Raw genomic sequence first — 20,978 nt, 5'->3', positions numbered from 1 at the left:
TGGTTCCGCCAACAGGGTTGTTGGTTGGGAACCACATAGTGGACGCAAGCAGAATTTGTATGTTTCTGTGTGGTGTAAGTTGTTGGCCTATTAGTACCGGTCAGCTTCACGAGTCGTTAGTCCTCGCTTCCACATCCGGCCTATCAACCCAGTGGTCTGGCTGGGGGCCTCTCACACACAAGGTGTATGGAAATCTCATCTTGAAGCGAGCTTCCCGCTTAGATGCTTTCAGCGGTTATCCCATCCGAACGTAGCTAATCAGCGGTGCACTTGGCAGTACAACTGACACACCAGAGGTTCGTCCGTCCCGGTCCTCTCGTACTAAGGACAGCCCTTCTCAAATTTCCTGCGCGCGCAGCGGATAGGGACCGAACTGTCTCACGACGTTCTAAACCCAGCTCGCGTACCGCTTTAATGGGCGAACAGCCCAACCCTTGGGACCTACTCCAGCCCCAGGATGCGACGAGCCGACATCGAGGTGCCAAACCATGCCGTCGATATGGACTCTTGGGCAAGATCAGCCTGTTATCCCCGAGGTACCTTTTATCCGTTGAGCGACGGCCATTCCACAATGTACCGCCGGATCACTAGTCCCGACTTTCGTCCCTGCTCGAGATGTCTCTCTCACAGTCAAGCTCCCTTGTGCACTTACACTCGACACCTGATTGCCAACCAGGCTGAGGGAACCTTTGGGCGCCTCCGTTACTTTTTAGGAGGCAACCGCCCCAGTTAAACTACCCATCAGGCACTGTCCCTGACCCGGATTACGGGCCGAAGTTAGATGTCCAAAGTGACCAGAGTGGTATTTCAACGATGACTCCACCCGAACTGGCGTCCGGGCTTCAACGTCTCCCACCTATCCTACACAAGCCACTCCGAACACCAATACCAAACTATAGTAAAGGTCTCGGGGTCTTTCCGTCCTGCTGCGCGTAACGAGCATCTTTACTCGTACTGCAATTTCGCCGAGTTTATGGTTGAGACAGCGGGGAAGTCGTTACTCCATTCGTGCAGGTCGGAACTTACCCGACAAGGAATTTCGCTACCTTAGGATGGTTATAGTTACCACCGCCGTTTACTGGGGCTTAAATTCTCAGCTTCGCCTTGCGGCTAACCGGTCCTCTTAACCTTCCAGCACCGGGCAGGAGTCAGTCCGTATACATCGTCTTGCGACTTCGCACGGACCTGTGTTTTTAGTAAACAGTCGCTTCCCCCTGGTCTCTGCGGCCCCGATCCCCTCCCACCAGCAAGTGGTGTTCAAGGTTGGGGCCCCCCTTCTCCCGAAGTTACGGGGGCATTTTGCCGAGTTCCTTAACCATAATTCTCTCGATCGCCTTGGTATTCTCTACCTGATCACCTGTGTCGGTTTGGGGTACGGGCGGCTAAAACCTCGCGTCGATGCTTTTCTCGGCAGCATAGGATCACCAAATCCCCCCATACGGGGGTCCCATCAGATCTCAGGCACATGAACGGCGGATTTGCCTACCATTCGCCCTACATCCTTAGACCGGGACAACCATCGCCCGGCTCGGCTACCTTCCTGCGTCACACCTGTTAATACGCTTGCCTCCCGGGATCAGGTCCTGCGCTCCACCAAAACCCTCACACCACAAGGGTGATCGGGCAGGTTTCGGGCAGTTAGTATCCCCCGCTCAGCATGGGCGGTTTTTCGCCGGTACGGGAATATCAACCCGTTGTCCATCGACTACGCCTGTCGGCCTCGCCTTAGGTCCCGACTTACCCAGGGCAGATTAGCTTGACCCTGGAACCCTTGATCATTCGGCGGACGGGTTTCTCACCCGTCTTTCGCTACTCATGCCTGCATTCTCACTCGTGTAGGCTCCACCACTGGTTTACACCGCAGCTTCACCGCCCACACGACGCTCCCCTACCCATCCACACTCCTGAACCACGAAGGCTAGGACAATATGTGAATGCCACAACTTCGGCGGTGTACTTGAGCCCCGCTACATTGTCGGCGCGGAATCACTTGACCAGTGAGCTATTACGCACTCTTTTAAGGGTGGCTGCTTCTAAGCCAACCTCCTGGTTGTCTGGGCAACTCCACATCCTTTCCCACTTAGCACACGCTTAGGGGCCTTAGTTGGTGGTCTGGGCTGTTTCCCTCTCGACTATGAAGCTTATCCCCCACAGTCTCACTGCTGCGCTCTCACTTACCGGCATTCGGAGTTTGGCTGACGTCAGTAACCTTGTAGGGCCCATTAGCCATCCAGTAGCTCTACCTCCAGCAAGAAACACGCAACGCTGCACCTAAATGCATTTCGGGGAGAACCAGCTATCACGAAGTTTGATTGGCCTTTCACCCCTACCCACAGCTCATCCCCTCCATTTTCAACTGAAGTGGGTTCGGTCCTCCACGACGTCTTACCGTCGCTTCAACCTGGCCATGGGTAGATCACTTCGCTTCGGGTCTAGATCACGCCACTCACACGCCCTATTCAGACTCGCTTTCGCTACGGCTGCCCCACACGGGTTAACCTCGCGACGTAACACTAACTCGCAGGCTCATTCTTCAAAAGGCACGCCGTCACAACTACAAGGCTGCTCCGACGGATTGTAAGCACACGGTTTCAGGTACTGTTTCACTCCCCTCCCGGGGTACTTTTCACCTTTCCCTCACGGTACTGGTCCGCTATCGGTCATTAGGGAGTATTTAGGCTTATCAGGTGGTCCTGACAGATTCGCACGGGATTTCTCGGGCCCCGTACTACTTGGGATACTCTCACAGGCGGTACAAACACATTACGGTTACGGGACTAACACCCTCTCTGGCCGGCCTTTCAAAACCGTTCACCTATGCGCGCACATCACACCCCACCAGCCCGGCAGAACTGGTATGGAAAGTCCCACAACCCCGACCATGCAACGCCCGCCGGCTATCACACATGGAACGGTTTAGCCTGATCCGCGTTCGCTCGCCACTACTAACGGAATCACTATTGTTTTCTCTTCCTGCGGGTACTGAGATGTTTCACTTCCCCGCGTTCCCCCCACGCACCCTATGTGTTCAGGTACGGGTCACCAAGTCACTCGCGCGCTTGGCGGGGTTTCCCCATTCGGACACCCTGGGATCACAGTCCGGTTATCGACTCCCCCAGGCTTATCGCAGATTCCTACGTCCTTCTTCGGCTCCTAATGCCAAGGCATCCACCGTGTGCTCTTAAAAACTTGACCACAAAGATCAAAAACAAGCTCACTCGAGAGAACCACAGAAACTGTCCCGCGCACCCAAAAGCACACGAACCAGATCCAGGTTCTAATATCTTGGAAATTGCTTCTTATACAAGATGCTCGCGTCCACTATGTAGTTCTCAAACAACAACCCCACACCACACACCCCACACACAAACACGTGCGCGGAACGTCATGGCAGGGAAACCAGAAACAAACAAACCCACCCGGCAACCCCCACAAAGGAGAGCCACCACATGGTCCTGTTGTCTCAGGACCCAACAGTGTGCCAAACACTAAACCATCCCCACCCGCACCCCACCGTTCCAGAACCACCAGGGTTCGTACTAGAGAAGAAGCGCAGGAAGAAACAGCCGCTATTTGTTGATATTCCACCCTTGAGCACCCGCCACGAAACATTCGTCCGTGCAACGGGCCTTTACTCCTGACAACCCCCACCACCAACATGCGTCCGTGATGAGAAAGTTGTAGGTGCTCCTTAGAAAGGAGGTGATCCAGCCGCACCTTCCGGTACGGCTACCTTGTTACGACTTAGTCCCAATCGCCAGTCCCACCTTCGACAGCTCCCTCCCACAAGGGGTTAGGCCACCGGCTTCGGGTGTTACCAACTTTCGTGACTTGACGGGCGGTGTGTACAAGGCCCGGGAACGTATTCACCGCAGCGTTGCTGATCTGCGATTACTAGCGACTCCGACTTCATGGGGTCGAGTTGCAGACCCCAATCCGAACTGAGACCGGCTTTTTGGGATTAGCTCCACCTCACAGTATCGCAACCCTTTGTACCGGCCATTGTAGCATGCGTGAAGCCCAAGACATAAGGGGCATGATGATTTGACGTCGTCCCCACCTTCCTCCGAGTTGACCCCGGCAGTCTCCCATGAGTCCCCGGCACTACCCGCTGGCAACATGGAACGAGGGTTGCGCTCGTTGCGGGACTTAACCCAACATCTCACGACACGAGCTGACGACAACCATGCACCACCTGTAAACCAACCCCAAAGGGGAAGAACTGTTTCCAGCCCGGTCTGGTTCATGTCAAGCCTTGGTAAGGTTCTTCGCGTTGCATCGAATTAATCCGCATGCTCCGCCGCTTGTGCGGGCCCCCGTCAATTCCTTTGAGTTTTAGCCTTGCGGCCGTACTCCCCAGGCGGGGCACTTAATGCGTTAGCTACGGCGCGGAAAACGTGGAATGTCCCCCACACCTAGTGCCCAACGTTTACGGCATGGACTACCAGGGTATCTAATCCTGTTCGCTCCCCATGCTTTCGCTCCTCAGCGTCAGTTAATGCCCAGAGACCTGCCTTCGCCATCGGTGTTCCTCCTGATATCTGCGCATTTCACCGCTACACCAGGAATTCCAGTCTCCCCTACATCACTCTAGTCTGCCCGTACCCACCGCAGATCCGGAGTTGAGCCCCGGACTTTCACGGCAGACGCGACAAACCGCCTACGAGCTCTTTACGCCCAATAATTCCGGATAACGCTTGCGCCCTACGTATTACCGCGGCTGCTGGCACGTAGTTAGCCGGCGCTTCTTCTGCAGGTACCGTCACCTTACGGCTTCTTCCCTACTGAAAGAGGTTTACAACCCGAAGGCCGTCATCCCTCACGCGGCGTCGCTGCATCAGGCTTGCGCCCATTGTGCAATATTCCCCACTGCTGCCTCCCGTAGGAGTCTGGGCCGTGTCTCAGTCCCAGTGTGGCCGGTCACCCTCTCAGGCCGGCTACCCGTCGTCGCCTTGGTAGGCCATTACCCCACCAACAAGCTGATAGGCCGCGAGTCCATCCAAAACCACAAAAGCTTTCCACCAACCACCATGCGATAGTCAGTCATATCCGGTATTAGACCCAGTTTCCCAGGCTTATCCCAGAGTCAAGGGCAGGTTACTCACGTGTTACTCACCCGTTCGCCACTAATCCACCAGCAAGCTGGCATCATCGTTCGACTTGCATGTGTTAAGCACGCCGCCAGCGTTCATCCTGAGCCAGGATCAAACTCTCCGTTGAAAACAAACAGACACAACCAAAACCACCGGAAATAACGGCAATCATTGGCTGCACAAAATTTGAAACCAGCTAAAAACACCAAACCAATACCACAGGGGCGGCACGATTCGGCAAATTCAACCAATTACATACATAATCGGTATCAACAAACTTGGCACACTATTGAGTTCTCAAACAACAGACACACCCGGCACCACCCAAACCAACGTTCAGGATCGCTCCGGAGCAACTTTTCAAACTTACCCGATCCCCCACAGCTTCGCAAATCCGCCTTCCAGCGGGCAAAACTTCAAAAGAACCGGGCCCCACCCATCACCGGCACGCCACAAAAGCGAACCATTTTCCAGGCTGTCATCAAAGGGGGTTGGCCGCTATTTTTCCGCTTCAGCGGCGGCGACTCAGAAAACAATACCCGCACACAACCCCCACCGCAAATCGGACGTTCAATCGGCAGAATCCGCGGAATCTAGAGGCAGGAACGGTCATTGAGGCACCCAGGCCGGCTGCCGTCGTCGTAATTCCCTTGTGTGGTCTCCGGCACAGCCGACACTGCCCCTTCGTCGTTGCCCCCAACAAGTAGCCGACCCGTGGGAAACGCGTATCGATTACTCGGGCTCAGGGAAGTTGTTCGGCCCTAGAGTCATAACCGGAGCTGGCGGCGAAGGTATTCGCCCGAGACCACGAACGCCTCCCCCAGCCGCCGCCAGCTCCGCACCCAAGGTGGAAGCCCGACGATCTCCCGCGGGACGAACCTCAAGATTGCAGCAATTAGTCGCGATATTGGACTAAGCGCCTTTCGCGCCAACCTTCGCGTTCCTAGAGTGTCCCTACGGCAATAGCCAGGGGACCGTCCCCAGAAGGACCAATCCAAGGGGGACACATGGGCGAAGGTATTCCACAGGCCAACGCGGAAGATTCAAGCGCGGCGCCTGCGAGGCGTGTAGTTCCTGTTCCTGCCCCGCCCGGGAAGCCCTTGGCACGGCCCCGCGTGATTCAGCAGAATTCGGCTTGCATGCGCAGGGAACATGAGGTGCAACGGCTGATCCGTGATCTGGCGGTCCTTGCAGCCTCCCGTCGTCCCCAGACTCCATAAAGCCGTATCCAGTCCGGCGGTTCCGGAACGGCTGAATGCCCGGGCAGGTGATAAGCCATGCCTGTCCCCGGTGTCCCGGTTCTAAAGACCCTGTTTCCGCACTTTGGCCCGCCCTAGTCTGGCGTCATCGATCACATCAAGGAGGCATTCATGCGCATAGCAGAACCAATGACCGAGACCGAACGGATCCACCGTCTCTCCGAGAACCTCCTGACTCAGCTGTCCAGGGGCAGGGAATGGGCCACGCCGGGTGTCCAGGCTGCGCTCCAGAGAGCCGTGGCCGGGCTGGATACCGGCATTGAGACTGCCTCCCCGCGCCTCCAAACCTTGTTGCGGCGGCTGGCGGATGAGCTGGCCGGCGGAGTAGAGACCCTCACGCCCCGGGTCCAGGAACAGCTGAAGCGCGTCGGGCCGAAAGTGACTGCACCGGCCCCAGTCCAGGCCCGACGGTCCGGACCCAAAGTGTGGATGTGGATTCTCGGGCTTGCTGCCCTCGCCGCGGGGGCAGTCGTCTGGCGCTCAACACAGACGTCCAAGCAGAAGCCAACGCCAACGAGTGAGCAGGAAGCCGGCGGCAAGGATCCTAACGTCGACGCGGACCTCACCTCAGGACGAATGTAGAAGCGGTTGCGGAGTTGGTCGGAGACCTCTGCAACAGCTGGGCGGGTACAGAGACCACCCATGCGCGATCACCCAAACGAACGCGGACGGCAATGATCCTCGAACAAAACGAGCCGCGGATACTCCCACCAAAGCAGGAGCATCCGCGGCTCGGTTAGTACTGCGTCGGTCGCTTACCGTTCGCAGGCAACGCCGTCGCCGTCGCGGTCCAGAGATGAACTGTATCCGGGCTGTCCCCTGTACAAGGGTGCAGCGCCGGCATTCTTCGCCGCTGTGCAGTTGGCGTAGTAGGCAGCCGGGGCCGGAGCGGGTGCCTGTGCTGCCTTCTGCGCTGCGGCGGCTTGCTCGGCGGCTGCCCTTGCAGCCGCGTCCCGTGCTGCCTGATCTGCTGCAGCTTTTGCAGCGGCAGCCTGGTCGGCCGCGGCCTTGTCCGCAGCAGCCTTATCAGCCGCAGCCTTGTCCGCAGCAGCCTTGTCCGCAGCAGCCTTCGCGGCCGCGGCCTGTTCTGCAGCAGCCTTATCAGCCGCCGCTTTTTCGGCGGCCGCCTTCTCCGCAGCCACATCGTCGAGGTTCTTGACGCCGAGATGCACCGTGGATCCCTTCTCTGCCTGCGCACCGTTGGCAGGATCCTGGGAAACCACCTGCCAATTGCTCTTGACGATGATCGACTTGCCCTTGGCGCTGTCCACGGCCTCAACCTTGAAACCCAGCTTTTCCAACTGGTCCTTGGCTTTGTCCAGGGTCAGGTTGACAACGGCCGGGACCACCACTGTCTCCGTTGTTTGCGAAACAGCCGTTGCGGTTGCCGTTGCCGTCGGCTGCGTCGCCGCCTGCTTGCCGCCGCAACCGGTCAGCATGAGGCCGGCCAACACGGCCAGGGCCAGAGTCTTCTTCAACCTGCCAACTGCAGGAACTGTAGTTTCTTTCACTTTTCCCCCTAGGAATGCGTGTGATGGTGGTGGGAATTGCCCGGATCGATCCGGGCAAAAGGCTTACTCGCAGGCGATGCCGTCAGAGTCGCGGTCCAGCGCTGGGCGGTAGCCAGGCTGGCCTGCGTAAATAGGTGCAGCTCCGGCTGCCCTCGCCGCGGTGCAGTTGGCGTAGTAGGCAGCGGCAGGTGCGGGAGCCGGCGCGGCAGGTGCCGGGGCAACCGGCGCCGGAGCGGCTGGAGCCGGAGCCGGCGCAACGGCCGCCGGCGCGGGAGCCGGGGCAACGGGAGCAGGAGCAGGAGCAACAGCAGCAGGTGCCGGTTCAGCCGCGGCAGCCGCTGCAGGCGCAGGAGCCGGAGCCTGCTGGTTTGTCGGAGCCAACTGCCCGGCACAGTCACCCAGGATCCCGGCCATTGCGTCGTGTTCGGCCTGGGTGACCCACAGCCCGTACGTGGCTTTCACGGAGATCTGGCGCGCGACGTACTCGCACCGGAAGCCCTTGTTCGGCGGCAACCAGGTGGCCGCGTCGCCGTCGCCCTTTTTGATGTTGGTGGGCCCATCGGTGGCCTGCAGGTTCAGCGGGTCATTCGCAAACGCCGTGCGCTGTTCCGGGGTGAGCTGCTGCGCGCCTTTTTGCCAGGCATCGCTGAGCGCCACCACGTGATCGATCTGCACAGCAGTGCTGGTGCCGGAGCCGCGCACAAAGCTGATGGTGGTACCCGTGTAAGGATCCGCGAGGGTGCCCGACTGCACCTTGCACGGCACACTGTTCGTGTAGGTAATGCCGGTGAGGTCGCGCTTGAGGATGTCGTTTCGGGTATCGCAGCCGTTCCGGTCCACGTCCGCCCACGCCTGGCCGAACCGTGCCCTGTCGTACCCCGTCTTTGGCGCCCGGCCCTTGATGGGGAGGGTTGCCAGCAGGTCCAGCGCCTTGGTGGCGTAGGCAGGCTGGGCGTTCGGGGCGGTGGCAGTGACGCCGGCGGCAAGAACGTACGGGTTCTCCGGGTCCAGCGGTTCACCGGTTTCCTGCGCGGTGGGAGCAGGCGCGGACGACGGCGACACCTTGGGTGTTGCTGTCGGGCCCGCCTTCGCCGGCGTCGCCTTGGCAGTGCTCTCCGAGGAGGCCGCCTTGAGGTCCGCGCTTGCAACACGCGGCAGGGCGACAGCACCACCGATGAAGAGGGCCAGTGACGCAACGACAGCGACGGCGCCGGCCTTCCGGTTCGCGGGAAGCCAAGCCCAGGAGCGCCGTCCCGTGAGGAGGACGTACAAACCGGTGAGGGCAAGTGAAATGGCCAGGACGACCAGGGCACCGCCGAATCCGCCGCTCGCTGCTCCGAGGAGCACAAACAGGACGGTAATGGCGCCAACAATGAAAGTTGAAGCGCGGGGTTTTCGCGGCGGCTTCGGTGCCGGCGCGAAAGAGGAAAACCCGTGAAGGGTTTCGTAGTCGGACATTCTTTCCCCAATTAGAAGGGGCGTCGATTGCCGATGCCCCCGCATATGCCGGGCCTGCTGCTAAGCCCGGCAAAACTCATCATTGAGGAGCCTAAACGTCGTGGGAGGCGGGAACATTGGGCTTTTTCAATACTCGGCGAACATTCAGCCAGTCTTGATGCGACCTTGAGGAAAAGGCGTCGCAAAGGGCGTGCTGCCCTTCACAATTCACCGCAGACCAGCACGGTAACGCGTCTGTGCGGCTGCCACTCCCCATAAGCAAATGGCAGGGATAAAGTGGCCCGCATGCAGATGCGCCTTGAAGTTGTTCAGGTCCCGGTGTCCGACGTCGACAGGTCCAAAGCCTTTTACACAGAAAAGCTGGGCTTCACCCTGGACCATGATGTGGAGCACCTCCCCGGCATGCGCGTGGTCCAACTGACTCCCCCGGGTTCGGCCGCATCCGTGGTCATCGGCACCGGGATGACCACCATGGCACCGGGCAGCCTCGAGGGACTGCAACTGGTGGTCCCGGACATCACGGAAGTCCGCAGCGAACTGGTCCGCCGCGGGGCAGACATCAGCGAGATCCAGGACCTCGGCGGCGTCCTGTTCGCCTACTTCAGCGATCCGGACGGCAACCGCTGGGTGATGCAGGGCCAGACGCAGCAGCACATCCGGGACGCCCACAAGTCCTAGGGAGCGCCGCTGCAAATGCGCCGGCGTCCGGGCCGGACACTTGGGCGCAACCCGGCGGGCGCTATTTCCTGGGCGGCGGCGCCGTAGAGCCGCGCACAACCAGCTCCGTGCCCAATTCAATACGTTGGGGCAGTTCCTCGTCACCGTCGAGATGGCGGAGGAGCGCCCTCATTGCGGTCTCCGCCATCTGCACCACGGGTTGCCGGATGGTGGTCAAGCCGGGTTCGACCCATTCGGCTGCTGGAATGTCGTCAAAACCGATGATGGACAGGTCCTCCGGTATGCGTAGCCCCGCAGCACGCGCAGCCCGGTAGGCGCCAAGGGCCTGGCCGTCGTTGCCGGTGAAAATCGCCGTGGGCCGGTCCGGCAGCTCCAGCAGCTTCCGCGCGGCAGCCTCGCCCGCTTCCATGGAGAAGTCCCCGGGAACGATCAAGGCCGGATCCAGGGCAATGCCTGCCCGGCGCAGCGCGGAAACATAGCCGTCCTCCCGGGCGCTGCTGCACTGCAGGTCCTCACGGCCGCCGATCATAGCGATCCGCTTGTGTCCCAGTTGCAGCAGGTGCTCCGTCGCCGAATAGCCGCCCTCCCAGTTGGCTGCCCCCACCGTGGTGAGATCCGGTCCGGGTTGGCCCACCGGATCTATGAGCACTACCGGTATTCCCAAGGATTTCACGCGCTGGATCTGCTTGGCGTCCAACTGGTAAACGGCCATCAGCAGGCCGTCTGACTTCCGCTCGGCCAGGTTGGCCAACCAGGGCCGGATGCGCGAACCGTCCAGGTTCAGGCTGCTGACCACGGTTCCGTATCCGGCGTCCTGCGCCACCCGCTCAACGCCTTCGATGATTTCCAGCGCCCACTCGGAGCCCAGGCCGGGGAACACCAGGTCCACCAGACCCGCCTTCTGCTTGCGCTTGGCCGGGCGCCGGGCATAATCACGCTTGGCGATGATCTCCTCGACCCGCGCTCTGGTCTCAGCCGCCACATGCGCGTGCCCGTTCAACACCTTCGACACGGTGGGAACGGAAACCCCTGCCTCGCGGGCAATCTCGCTGATCGTCGCGCGCCTGGTGTCCTGCTTGCTCACCATGGAGACCGCCCTTTCACCCGGGTCACGCCCGGTGCTGGTTATCGGAAAGTTCCCACGTCCGTATCCGGCCACACATGCCGTAGATTCTGCGGTTTTCCCGTTTTCCCATCGTAGTTCGCGCATTCGCCAGATAGATACTTTCCGCCGTGTCCAGGGAAGCAAGCTGCTGCCGCGTCAGCTCGGCCTGCCGGGCAGCTCCCCCTGCCAGCAGGTCCGCCCACGCCGCGGTCCTGCCGGACACCAGGCGGGCCGCCGCGGCGTGGAACCCCGCCAGTGCCGACGGGCCAGATGAGAGTACGGCTTCCTTCAGCGCCAAATAGCCTTTCAGGGCCAAATCACGACGGCGGCGGGCGGCTTCCTCTCCGGCTGCCAGTCCGGCGTCGGCGTCCTTGTGTTCCAATGCCGCAGCGCGGCGGTAGGTGTCCGCATCCCGCAGGTGCTCCGGCGGGAAGGTCATCACGGCGTCGCCATGTTCGGGAAGTCCCGCGTTCTGCATCACCACAAGGATTTTTAGGTCGCCGGAATCGTTGATGGCGCGGTGCACGGTGCCGGGCGTGAACCACAGGACCGTCCCGGGTTCCAGGGGGCTGGACGTGAAGCCCCGGGAGTCCAGGGTTTCCAGCCGGCCGGTTCCTTCGAGCACCACGTACGCTTCCGTGGATGCCGTGTGCAGGTGCGGTGACCCTCCGGCTGCTCCGTCGGCTCCGGGCCAGTCGTAGACGCTGATCTCGGACAGGCCGGTGGCGCCCGGAAAGGAAGAGGCCACGCTCACCGCCAACTGCGCAGCGCGGCGCCGGCGGCAGCGGCCAGCGCCGCGGCCCGCCCCGTGTCAACGCCGCCGTCGGCAATCACCACTGCATAGCGGTAGGTGAGCGGCGAGCCCTCCCGCAGCGGCACCTCCGCGCTGAAGAAGGGCGCCGAGCCCAGGCAGGCGAAGATGGAGGACCGTGCAAACCATTGGTTGGGTGCACCGGGGTTTGAAGGGTCCTCCACGAACGCGATGGTTGATGACCGGCAGGTGCCGTCGTGCTTCCCGGTGAAGGCGATCCACGGCGAACGGCTGCCCATGAACTCATCCGTCCCGGCGCCATCCTGGCTGCGGAACTCACCGCCGGTGAAGGACCGGGGACCGCGCCAGAAGAGGCCGCCGTAGCCGGCATTGTCCCGTCCTTCGGTGGTGGGGCTGCCGATCTGGTAGTCCGCGCCGGAGATGTTGCTCATGCGGGTTTCGAAAAGAATGGCGTAGGCCCCCGCGGTGTCGCTGCCGTCTCCGTCCTCCAGGAGCCGGACGCTGAACCGTCGGGTTTCCGCGATGACCGGCTCGCCTTCCAGCGACGTCCAGGTGAGGGACTCCGACACCGTGATGCCGGCGCCGGACTGGTCGATTCCCGTGAAGGATTCGTGGGTCATGGCGCCGTTGTTATCCAGGTTGGCGTATTCGGTGGCACGCGTGTAAGTGGCCCCGCCCCAGAAGTTGTGCCGCCCCACGTTGGGCAGTGCCCAGGAAAGGCCCTTGTGCCAGACATGGTCCCAGGGACGGGAAATGGTGACCTCATCACCGGCCAGGGTGGTGAGTGGATGGAAAAACGGCCGCGGGCTCTCGTACTGGTGGTCGGTGGGCTTGTAGGTATAGGTGGCGATGGGACGGCCGTCCGCAGTGAAGGTGAGGGCGCTGCCGTCATCCTGGAAGCTGAGCCGGGCAGTGGAGACGGCGGACGGGGCGGTGGCGGAGGTGGTCACAGTGGGTCCTTTGGAAGTGGGATTTAAACGGCGGTGTCGACGGCGGTCCGGTTGAGGGCGGTGGCGTCCAGGACGCGGGTGCCCAGGCCGTCGCCATCCATGCCTGCGTAGAACGGGTGGCCGGGAACGATCTGGCCGCGGCGTACCGGCTGCCCGGTAAAGGCGGAGGCGTAGATCGCGGCAGCGAGCTCCAGTGTCTGCCGCGCGGAGTCGGCGCCGGCTGGAAGCGGCCGGCCGGCGTCGAGCGCGTCATACATGGCCAGGAACTGCGCCGCGTGGCCGCTGCCACGCTCCAAAGGCTGGCCTTTCCACGCTGCAGTCACCTCATCCTCGTGGCCCGGCGCCCCGGTGACGGTCCAGTTGTCCGTGCTGTAGCCATAGAGGTGGTTCAATTCAACGGTGGCGAATTCGCAGTCGATCCGGATGTCCGAGGTTTCCCGCGGCGAGAGCAACGAGTTGGTTATCGTCGCCACTGCGCCGTTCCGGAACCGGACCAGTGCGGCCGACAGATCCTCAGTGGACGTGGCGCGGGCCTGCCGCACTGCAACCGCTGTCACTTCCTCCCAGGGACCCATGAGATACAGCAGCAGGTCGAACTGGTGAATCCCGTGGCCCATGGTGGGGCCACCGCCCTCAGCGTTCCAAGTGCCGCGCCAGGGCAGGTCCCAGTAGCTGTCCGGCCGGTACCAGAGAGTGTCGCACCGGGCCACGAGCGGGCGGCCGAAGTCGGAACCGCCGATCAGGTGTTTCGCCGCGGCCGACGCGTCACCGAAACGGTGCTGGAACACGCAGGAGAACTGGGCGCCGCCCTTGGCCTGCGCCGCCTCCAGCCGGTCGAAGTCCGCCAGGCTGAGGGCCGGGGGCTTCTCAGAGAGCACATGGACGCCTGCTTCCAGGCATTCGATGGCCTGGTCGATGTGGAACATGGGCGGCGTGCAGAGGTGCACGATGTCCGGCTTTGCCTCCGCCAGGAGCTCTCCCAGGGTGAGATAGGTGCCGGGGATGTCATGCTTCCCGGCGAACGCGTCCAGCCTGCCCTGGTCCACGTCGCAGGCTGCCACGAGCCGGGCCCTGCCATCGGTCCGGGCCAGGTTGTCCGCGTGAACCGCCGCGATCCCGCCGGTTCCCACAATGGCCACTCTGTACGTCCGCATGTTCTCTCCGTCGTTGCAGTGAAATAAGCAGCAGGCAGGCACCACAAGTAGCTTGCCGGGTTCAACTTCGCTCTGACGCGCCTACTGAAGCCAGGACAGGAATTGGAAACTTTCCATAGCGCCGGCGATGTTTCCAACCTGGACGCCCGCATAGATACCTTGCTTTAGCCTCAACCCTAAGAATTCTGCCCATCCAGAGTCAATGCTTTGACCCTAGAAACTAAACGCAAGTTTCTGATAGTTTCTTAGAAACTTCTTCCGATCCTAGGAGACGCCCGTGACAAGCGGTGCCGCCGAAAAACAAGCTCCCACGTCCTCTCCTGCCAGTGGCCGGCCGGATCCCGCCGTTGAGCACCTGTCCGTTGATGAGTTGGTGCAGCAGATGACTCTGGAGGAGAAGCTGGCGCAGCTGGTGGGCGTCTGGGTCAATGCCTCCAGCGACGGAGATTCCGTGGCTCCCCTGCAAAACGAGATGGCTGGTGAAACCCGCTCCTGGGAGGACGTGATCGCCTCCGGCCTTGGCCAGATCACCCGCATGTACGGCACGGTTCCCCTTGAACCGCTTGAGGGCGCCCGCCGGCTTGCCGCTGCCCAGGAGCAGATCATGGCGGCCTCCCGCTTCCGCATTCCCGCCCAGGTACATGAGGAATGCCTCGCCGGGCTGGCCGCATGGAAGGCCACCGCTTTTCCTGTTCCGCTTGCTTGGGGGGCAACCTTCAACCCCGTCTTGGTGCGCCGGATGGCTGGCCTGATCGGGGACCAGATGCGGGCGCTGGGGGTCCACCAGGGCCTGGCGCCTGTCCTGGACGTGGTGCGTGATCTTCGCTGGGGCCGCGTGGAGGAGACTATCGGCGAGGACCCGCATCTGGTGGGGACAGTAGCCAGCGCCTACGTCTCGGGCCTGGAGGGAGCGGGCATCGTTGCCACGCTCAAGCACTTCGTGGGCTACTCCGCGTCCCGCGCAGGGCGGAACCACGCGCCCGTGTCCATGGGTCCGCGCGAGTTGGCCGACGCGATGCTGCCCCCGTTCGAGATGGCGCTGAAGCACGGCAGTGCCCGGTCGGTCATGCACGCCTACACCGATATCGACGGTGTTCCCGCGGCCGCCAACCGTGCCCTGCTCACCTCGCTGCTGCGCGACGAATGGGGCTTCGCCGGCACCGTAGTGGCGGACTACTTCGGTGTCGCCTTCCTTGACGTCACTCACGGCGTAGCTGCCGATTCCGGCGAGGCGGCAGCGCTGGCATTGACTGCAGGAGTGGACGTGGAACTGCCCACCGTGAACTGCTACGGCCGGCCGCTGCTGGAGCGGGTCCGTTCCGGCGCGGTGCCCGAGTCCTTGGTGGACACCGCCCTGCGCCGGGTGCTGCGGCAGAAGCAGGAGGCGGGGCTTTTATCGCCGGGCTTCGACCCCTCTCCCCCTGTCCTCGCCACGGGCTCCATCGACCTGGACCCTGCGTCGAACAGGGAGCTGGCCCGGGAGATTGCCACCCAGTCCCTGGTGTTGCTGACCAACAGGAAGCACGACGGCGGGCCATGCTTGCCGCTGCCCGCTGCGGCCCTCGCGTCACTTGGCGTAGTGGGGCCCTTGGCACAGGATCCGTTCGCCATGCTGGGGTGCTACTCATTCGACGCGCACGTTGGCGCCTCGCACCCGGACGTTCCCATGGGCATCAGCGTTCCCACGGTGGCTGCTGCGGCCGCCCAACGCTACGGATCGGTGCGGAGCGCTGCGACCGGAACCTGCGAGGCCATCACGGAGGAACAAATCGCGGAAGCCTGTGGGATTGCCGCGTCCGTGGAAACCTGTGTGATCGTGGTGGGCGACAACGCCGGTCTTTTCGGCCGCGGCACGTCCGGCGAAGGCAACGACGCGGCGGATCTTCAGCTGCCGGGAGATCAGCACCGCATGCTGGACCGGGTGCTGGCCGCCGCAGAGGAAGCCGGGACGCGGGCTGTTGTTGTGGTCCTCAGCGGCCGGCCCTACGCACTGGGCGACTTCGCTGGGCGGGCCGCAGCCATCGTGCAGGGATTCTTTCCCGGTGAGGAGGGCGCGGAAGCACTTTGGGATGTGCTGTCCGGAGCGGCGAACCCGTCCGGCAAACTGCCCGTTTCCGTTCCACGTACCTCCGGCGGCCAGCCTGGAACCTACCTGCACAGCCGCCTTGCCGGCCCGTCCGGCGTCAGCGCGCTGGACCCCTCGCCTCTGTTCCCCTTTGGCCACGGACTGTCGTACACATCGTTCGCGTTCTCCAACCACCAGGCCAGCACGTCCACGATGTCCACGTCCGGCACTGTAAGCGTGGCCGTGTCTGTGGCCAACACCGGCACAGTGGACGGCGCGGAAGTGGTACAGCTCTACCTCGAGGACCCCGTGGGCGAGGTGGTGCGGCCCGTTCGCGAGCTGATTGGCTACGCGCGGCTTGAACTGGCTGCCGGCGCCTCGGCGCGGGTGGAGTTCACGGTGCACGCGGACCGGACCTCTTTCACGGGCCTGGACCTGAAGCGGGTGGTGACACCGGGCCTGGTGAAACTGCATGTCGCCACCTCCAGCACGGCAGACGTCCATACCCACGAGGTCATCCTGCACGGTGAACGCCGGGTGGTGGGCTTTGAACGGGAGATGCTGACGCCGGTAACCGTTAACCGGCCTTAGGTTATGGCCCTGCGCCCCGGCCGCTGGCGGTGAACTTGTCCTCCACCAGCTTCAGCAGCGGCCGGGCGTTCAGGCATACCAGGATTACCACCGCGCCGGCGAGAAACGGCAGCAGGTAGGCGGTGGTCAGCAGGAGCAGCGTTGCGGTCACGAACAGGATGCCCGCCGTGCCCAGGGACACCCGCTTCTGCGCGCCGAAGCTGTAGAGGGCCAGCTTGTAGAGGTCCCGGGTTCGGAACGAAAAACGGGACAGCAACAGCAGGGCGTGCACGGCTGAGGTGGCAGCCAGCAGTGCCAGGACAAGCAGCACCAGCCGGAGCGCCGGCGCAGCAGGATTATCCGGCCCCAGGGCCGCCGGCAGTCCGGCCAGGTTGACGCCGATGACTGCCAACACCACCAGGCAGGGTGTCCAGACCTTCAGCGCAGGAAGGAAATTCAGCCGGTAGCTGCGCACAAAGTCCCGGTACACGCCGCTGTCCCGGCCCCCCAGCAGCCGGTTGAAGGCGTACATGCATGCCACCAGCGCCGGCCCAACGGGCAGAAGTGCGACGACGACGGCCCAGGCACCCAGCACCGGGGCTGCCAGCACCGCGACCAGCAGCAAAACATTGGCCAGCACCAGCAGGGCCGAGCCCATCATGACGCCGGCCGCGGTGCCGGCCGCCTTGAAAAGGGGGCCGGCACCATACGCCGCTTTTTTCTGAGCCACCAACTGCCTTTCGGTCACCGCGGAAGGTCCGCTGCCGCCGTCGTACGCCCTACTTCTTGTCGGCGTACGCCTTGTACGCCTTGTTGGCCAAATCTACATACTTGCCCATGCCCTTGCTGTCCAGCTCTTTCACGTAGGCATCGAATTCGGAGATGGGCCGCTGCCCGGTGATGAACTTCAGAGTGTTTTGCTTGACGTGGTCCTTGAGCGGGGTCAGCGTCAGTGTTGCCTGCTCACGGTCCGCATCGCTGTAGGGCACGGGCGGCGAGACGGGGCGGGGAGTCTTGCTCTTCATGGCCTTCTGGAATGCCAGTTCCTCAGCATCAAAAGTGGACTGCAGCAGGTCCGTGGTGCCGCCGTAGGCAAAGTTGCCGCCTGAGAAGCCGTAGTCCACCCGCAGGTCCTTGGTGCCGGCGGGGTTCAGGCCCTGGAAGTTGATGTCCTTGGCCAGCACCCGCTTGCCGCCCTCTTTGTTGTAAGTGGTGCCCTGCACGCCCCACTTGGCGAACTCCTGTCCTGCGTCGCTGTAGAACAGCCAGTCGATGTACTGGATCAGCGCCACGAAGCTGTCCTTGTCCTTCACCGACGAGTTCAGCATGATGCCGTTCTCCAGCCGGGAGCCGCCAATGATGTTGCCTGCGGGGCCGCCGGGGACCGTTATCTTGCCCACGGTGAAGTTGCCCTTGCCCAGGGACTGCTCCATGGACGTGCGGTAGGTGATGATGTTCTGGGAGTTGGCACTGATCACGAACGACTTGCCGGAGGTGAACTTCTGGATGGCTGAATCGTCGGTCTGCGTGAAGCTTTCCGGGTCCATCAGGCCTTCCGAGACCAGCGAGTTGAAGTACGTCAGCAGGTCCTTGAACGCCGGGGTGCTGGAGGCGAACTCGAACTGCTTCTTGGAATCGTTGAAGGCCAGGCCGTCCACCAGGCCCCAGCCGGCTACGGTGCCGAAGGAAGTGGCGGCGATGTTGAGCACGCTGTTGCCGTTGAAGCGGTCCGAGAAGGGCACCACGTCCGGGTGAGCCTTCTTGAGGGCACGCAGCACGTCCCGGAACTCGTCCCAGGTCTTGGGTTCGGCGAGGTTTTCCTTCTGCAGGATGTCCTTCCGGAATGCCAGGGAGTAGTCCGGCCAAAGTTCCTCATGCAGCCCCGGCAGCACGTAGTACTTGCCGTCCTGTTGCGTGAGCCCGGCGATTTCCGGCTCCAGCTTCCACTTCTTCACCTTGTCCTGGAAGTGCGGCATCAGGTCCACATAGTCACTCACCGGCAGCACGGCCCCGGAGGACACGAAAGCCGATTCCTCGCCGGGATAGGTCTTGGCGATGATCTCCGGAGCCTTCCCGGAGCTGATGAGCAGGCTGCGCTTCTGGGCATAGTCGGCGAACGGCACCACCGTGGCGTCCAGGGTCACGTTGTTGTCGCTGGCCATCTTGGTGAACAGGAGCCAGTCCTTTTTATAGGGGTACGTGGGCTGGTCGCTGAACAGGAAGGTGTAGGTCAGAGGTGTGGTCGCCTTGAACGTGTCCCCCAGCTTAAAGCTGTCCATTGCGCCGGTGCGGGCTTTGGAGGTATCGGCTTTACTGCCGGATTCGGAGTCGCAGCCTGCCAGCGCCAGGCCGAAGGCTGTAAGCGCGGAGAGGCCGAGGAAGTCTCGTCTGCGGATCATGGGCTTTCCTTTCATAAGGGGGTTATTCCTTGACGGAACCGAGCATGACGCCCGAGAAAAAGTACTTCTGCACAAAGGGGTAGACGCACAGGATGGGGATGACGGTGAGGATGATGGTCACGGACTGGATGTTCGCGGCGATCTGGCCCATGTTCTCCGTGGTGCCACCTGCAGAGCCTGCTGTGGTGACCCCGGCGATCATGTTGCGCAGGTAGATGGTCACCGGGAACAGTTCCGGCTTATCCAGGTAGAGGAACGCCTGGAACCAGGAGTTCCAGTTGGCCACGGCGTAGAAGAGCACCATTGTTGCAACAATGGCCTTGCTCAACGGCAGGACCACCTTGAACAGCACGCCGTACTGGGTGAGGCCGTCGATGGCGGCCGCTTCCTCCAGTTCCCGCGGCATGTTCTCGAAGAACGACTTCATGATGAGCAGGTTGAAGACACTGATGGCGTTTGGCAGCACCACGGCCCACAGCGTGTCCCGCAGGCCCAGCGAGCTGATCAGCACGTAGTTCGGAATCAGGCCGCCGTTGAAGAACATGGTGAACACGGCGATGCCGATGAATGCGCTGCGGCCCTTCAGGTCCTTCTTGGCGATGGCGTAGGCGAAGGACGTGGTGAGCACCATGGAGATGGCCGTAGCTACCACCGTGTAGAGCACTGTGTTGCCATAGTTACGCCAGAACGTCGAATCAGCGAGGATCAACTTGTAGGTCTCGATGTTGAAGCCCATCGGGAACAGGTTGACCTGGCCGGCGTTGATGAAGCCTTCGCTGGAGAAGCTCTGGGCCAGGATGTTCAGGAACGGGTAGAGGGTCAGGAACACCACCACCAGCAGGAACGCCAGGTTGGCCACCCGGAATACCCGCATGGCGCGGGAGACCTTCATGTCCTTGACCAGGACGCCGGTCTCTTTGGCTGGTGCTTTGCTGCCGCGCTCTTTCAGTGCGGTTTCCTTCACGGTTGCCCCCTTCACCACAGGCTCGTTCCGGCGAGGCGCTTGGATAAGGCGTTCGCGGAGAGGATCAGCGTCAGGCCGATGACGGATTCGAACATCCCGATCGCGGCCGCATAGCTGAAGTTGCTGGATTCCAGGCCCACCCGGTACAGGTAGGTGGAGATGACGTCGGAGGTTGCGTAGTTGAGGGGGTTGTAGATGAGGAGGATCTTCTCGAAGCCCACTGCCATGAACGTGCCGATGTTCAGGATCAGCAGCGTGATGATGGTGGGCCGGATGGCCGGCAGCGTCACGTGCCAGGTTTGCTGCCACCGGTTGGCTCCGTCGATCCGGGCTGCCTCGTACAGCGACTCATCCACCCGCGTCAGCGCGGCGAGGTAGAGGATGGCACCCCAGCCCATGGTCTGCCACACCTCGGAGCTGATGTACATGGGCCGGAACCAGGCGGCCTCCTGCGTGAAGTTCACTGTGGTGCCGAACAGGGCGTGGCCGATCTGGTTCACCGTGCCCGTCATGGAGAAGTTCTGCAGGATCATGCCGGCGATGATCACCACAGACATGAAGTGCGGCAGGTACGTCACCGTCTGGATCAGCTTCTTGAACTTCTGCGAGCGCAGTTCGTTCAACAGCAGGGCAAAGATGATGGGCATCGGGAAGCAGAACAACAAAGTGAGCACGCCCAGGATGACGGTGTTCTGGAATGCCTGCCAGAAGCTGGGATCGTTGATGAACAGGGTGACGTACTTGAGCCCCACCCACCTCTCACCGAAGATGTTCCCGCCGGGCTGGAATTGCCGGAACGCGATGACGTTGCCGACCATGGGCAGGTAGCGGAACACCGCGAAGTAGGCCAGCGGCAGCAGCACCAGCGTATAGAGGCGCCAGTCCCGTTTGATGGCCAGCTTCCAGCCGCCGGGTTTGTTGCGGGGTTTTCCGGTCCCCGCCTCCGCATCCTTGGGGACCGATTCGGGGGGTACTTCCAATCGCATGGCCATGTCTGCTC

Annotated in this window: 13 protein-coding genes and 2 rRNA genes; 3 read left to right on the top strand and 12 right to left on the bottom strand. The window is 62.0% G+C overall.

Annotated features, from left to right (window positions below):
* Nucleotides 1-69: 69 nt before the first annotated feature.
* Nucleotides 70-3,195 (bottom strand): 23S ribosomal RNA (locus JCQ34_RS04585).
* Between the two features lie 500 nt (nucleotides 3,196-3,695).
* A 16S ribosomal RNA gene (locus JCQ34_RS04580) occupies nucleotides 3,696-5,220 on the bottom strand.
* The 16S and 23S rRNA genes sit together here, the layout of an rRNA operon.
* Before the next feature lie 1,243 nt (nucleotides 5,221-6,463).
* Between JCQ34_RS04580 and JCQ34_RS04575 the strand changes: the two genes are divergently transcribed.
* Entirely contained in the window at nucleotides 6,464-6,934 is a 471-nt protein-coding gene (locus tag JCQ34_RS04575; protein ID WP_286402345.1) for a hypothetical protein, read from the top strand.
* Nucleotides 6,935-7,107: 173 nt separating this feature from the next.
* On the opposite strand, the gene JCQ34_RS04570 is transcribed toward JCQ34_RS04575, so the two are convergent.
* Together JCQ34_RS04570 and JCQ34_RS04565 are read right to left on the bottom strand one after the other, a co-directional pair.
* Complete coding sequence (locus JCQ34_RS04570) at nucleotides 7,108-7,863, bottom strand: excalibur calcium-binding domain-containing protein (protein WP_286402343.1); 756 nt, start codon at nucleotides 7,861-7,863, stop codon at nucleotides 7,108-7,110.
* A 63-nt stretch (nucleotides 7,864-7,926) separates the two neighbouring features.
* Nucleotides 7,927-9,321, bottom strand: coding sequence for a GmrSD restriction endonuclease domain-containing protein (locus JCQ34_RS04565; RefSeq protein ID WP_286402340.1), 1,395 nt, complete (start codon nucleotides 9,319-9,321; stop codon nucleotides 7,927-7,929).
* Between the two features lie 285 nt (nucleotides 9,322-9,606).
* On the opposite strand from JCQ34_RS04565, the gene JCQ34_RS04560 reads away from it, so the two are divergent.
* The gene (locus JCQ34_RS04560) at nucleotides 9,607-9,999 is read left to right on the top strand and encodes a VOC family protein (RefSeq protein ID WP_286402337.1); all 393 of its coding nucleotides are present in this window, start codon (nucleotides 9,607-9,609) and stop codon (nucleotides 9,997-9,999) included.
* 61 nt (nucleotides 10,000-10,060) lie between these two features.
* Here JCQ34_RS04560 and JCQ34_RS04555 read toward each other — a convergent pair whose 3' ends face one another.
* Genes JCQ34_RS04555 through JCQ34_RS04540 form a run of 4 tightly spaced genes read right to left on the bottom strand, consistent with a single transcriptional unit; the run spans nucleotide 10,061 to nucleotide 13,980 of the window.
* Entirely contained in the window at nucleotides 10,061-11,086 is a 1,026-nt protein-coding gene (locus JCQ34_RS04555) for a LacI family DNA-binding transcriptional regulator (RefSeq protein ID WP_286402335.1), read from the bottom strand.
* Between the two features lie 22 nt (nucleotides 11,087-11,108).
* Entirely contained in the window at nucleotides 11,109-11,852 is a 744-nt protein-coding gene (locus JCQ34_RS04550; protein ID WP_286402330.1) for a cupin domain-containing protein, read from the bottom strand.
* Nucleotides 11,853-11,854: 2 nt separating this feature from the next.
* On the bottom strand, nucleotides 11,855-12,826 hold the full coding sequence (locus JCQ34_RS04545) for a PmoA family protein (protein ID WP_286402328.1): 972 nt from the start codon (nucleotides 12,824-12,826) through the stop codon (nucleotides 11,855-11,857).
* A gap of 23 nt (nucleotides 12,827-12,849) precedes the next feature.
* Nucleotides 12,850-13,980, bottom strand: coding sequence for a Gfo/Idh/MocA family protein (locus tag JCQ34_RS04540; RefSeq protein ID WP_286402326.1), 1,131 nt, complete (start codon nucleotides 13,978-13,980; stop codon nucleotides 12,850-12,852).
* 277 nt (nucleotides 13,981-14,257) lie between these two features.
* Here JCQ34_RS04540 and JCQ34_RS04535 point away from each other — a divergent pair, with 277 nt between their 5' ends.
* A complete protein-coding gene (locus tag JCQ34_RS04535) occupies nucleotides 14,258-16,636 on the top strand; it encodes a glycoside hydrolase family 3 N-terminal domain-containing protein (RefSeq protein ID WP_286402323.1) in 2,379 nt (792 codons plus the stop codon).
* 1 nt (nucleotide 16,637) lies between these two features.
* On the opposite strand, the gene JCQ34_RS04530 is transcribed toward JCQ34_RS04535, so the two are convergent.
* The 4 genes from JCQ34_RS04530 to JCQ34_RS04515 all read right to left on the bottom strand — a co-directional run bounded on the left by JCQ34_RS04530 (nucleotide 16,638) and on the right by JCQ34_RS04515 (nucleotide 20,970).
* Nucleotides 16,638-17,345 (bottom strand): DUF624 domain-containing protein, encoded by a 708-nt coding sequence (locus JCQ34_RS04530; protein ID WP_286402321.1) that lies wholly within the window; start codon nucleotides 17,343-17,345, stop codon nucleotides 16,638-16,640.
* A gap of 49 nt (nucleotides 17,346-17,394) precedes the next feature.
* Nucleotides 17,395-19,029, bottom strand: coding sequence for an ABC transporter substrate-binding protein (locus JCQ34_RS04525; protein ID WP_350310806.1), 1,635 nt, complete (start codon nucleotides 19,027-19,029; stop codon nucleotides 17,395-17,397).
* A gap of 7 nt (nucleotides 19,030-19,036) precedes the next feature.
* Complete coding sequence (locus tag JCQ34_RS04520) at nucleotides 19,037-19,906, bottom strand: carbohydrate ABC transporter permease (protein ID WP_286404306.1); 870 nt, start codon at nucleotides 19,904-19,906, stop codon at nucleotides 19,037-19,039.
* A gap of 83 nt (nucleotides 19,907-19,989) precedes the next feature.
* Entirely contained in the window at nucleotides 19,990-20,970 is a 981-nt protein-coding gene (locus JCQ34_RS04515) for an ABC transporter permease (protein ID WP_286402317.1), read from the bottom strand.
* Nucleotides 20,971-20,978 lie beyond the last annotated feature (8 nt).

This window comes from Pseudarthrobacter defluvii (genome assembly GCF_030323865.1).
Lineage (GTDB): Bacteria > Actinomycetota > Actinomycetes > Actinomycetales > Micrococcaceae > Arthrobacter > Arthrobacter sedimenti.
The sequence above is the reverse complement of the archived record's forward strand: the minus strand, read 5'-3'. Positions and strand labels throughout refer to the sequence as shown.

Bases quoted from the DNA above. Each gene is read 5' to 3' on its own strand.
- JCQ34_RS04575 (WP_286402345.1), top strand. From the start codon at position 6,464: ATGCGCATAGCAGAACCAATGACCGAGACCGAACGGATCCACCGTCTC.
- JCQ34_RS04565 (WP_286402340.1), bottom strand. From the start codon at position 9,321: ATGTCCGACTACGAAACCCTTCACGGGTTTTCCTCTTTCGCGCCGGCA.
- JCQ34_RS04560 (WP_286402337.1), top strand. From the start codon at position 9,607: ATGCAGATGCGCCTTGAAGTTGTTCAGGTCCCGGTGTCCGACGTCGAC.
- JCQ34_RS04555 (WP_286402335.1), bottom strand. From the start codon at position 11,086: ATGGTGAGCAAGCAGGACACCAGGCGCGCGACGATCAGCGAGATTGCC.
- JCQ34_RS04540 (WP_286402326.1), bottom strand. From the start codon at position 13,980: ATGCGGACGTACAGAGTGGCCATTGTGGGAACCGGCGGGATCGCGGCG.
- JCQ34_RS04525 (WP_350310806.1), bottom strand. From the start codon at position 19,029: ATGAAAGGAAAGCCCATGATCCGCAGACGAGACTTCCTCGGCCTCTCC.
- JCQ34_RS04520 (WP_286404306.1), bottom strand. From the start codon at position 19,906: ATGAAGGTCTCCCGCGCCATGCGGGTATTCCGGGTGGCCAACCTGGCG.
- JCQ34_RS04515 (WP_286402317.1), bottom strand. From the start codon at position 20,970: ATGGCCATGCGATTGGAAGTACCCCCCGAATCGGTCCCCAAGGATGCG.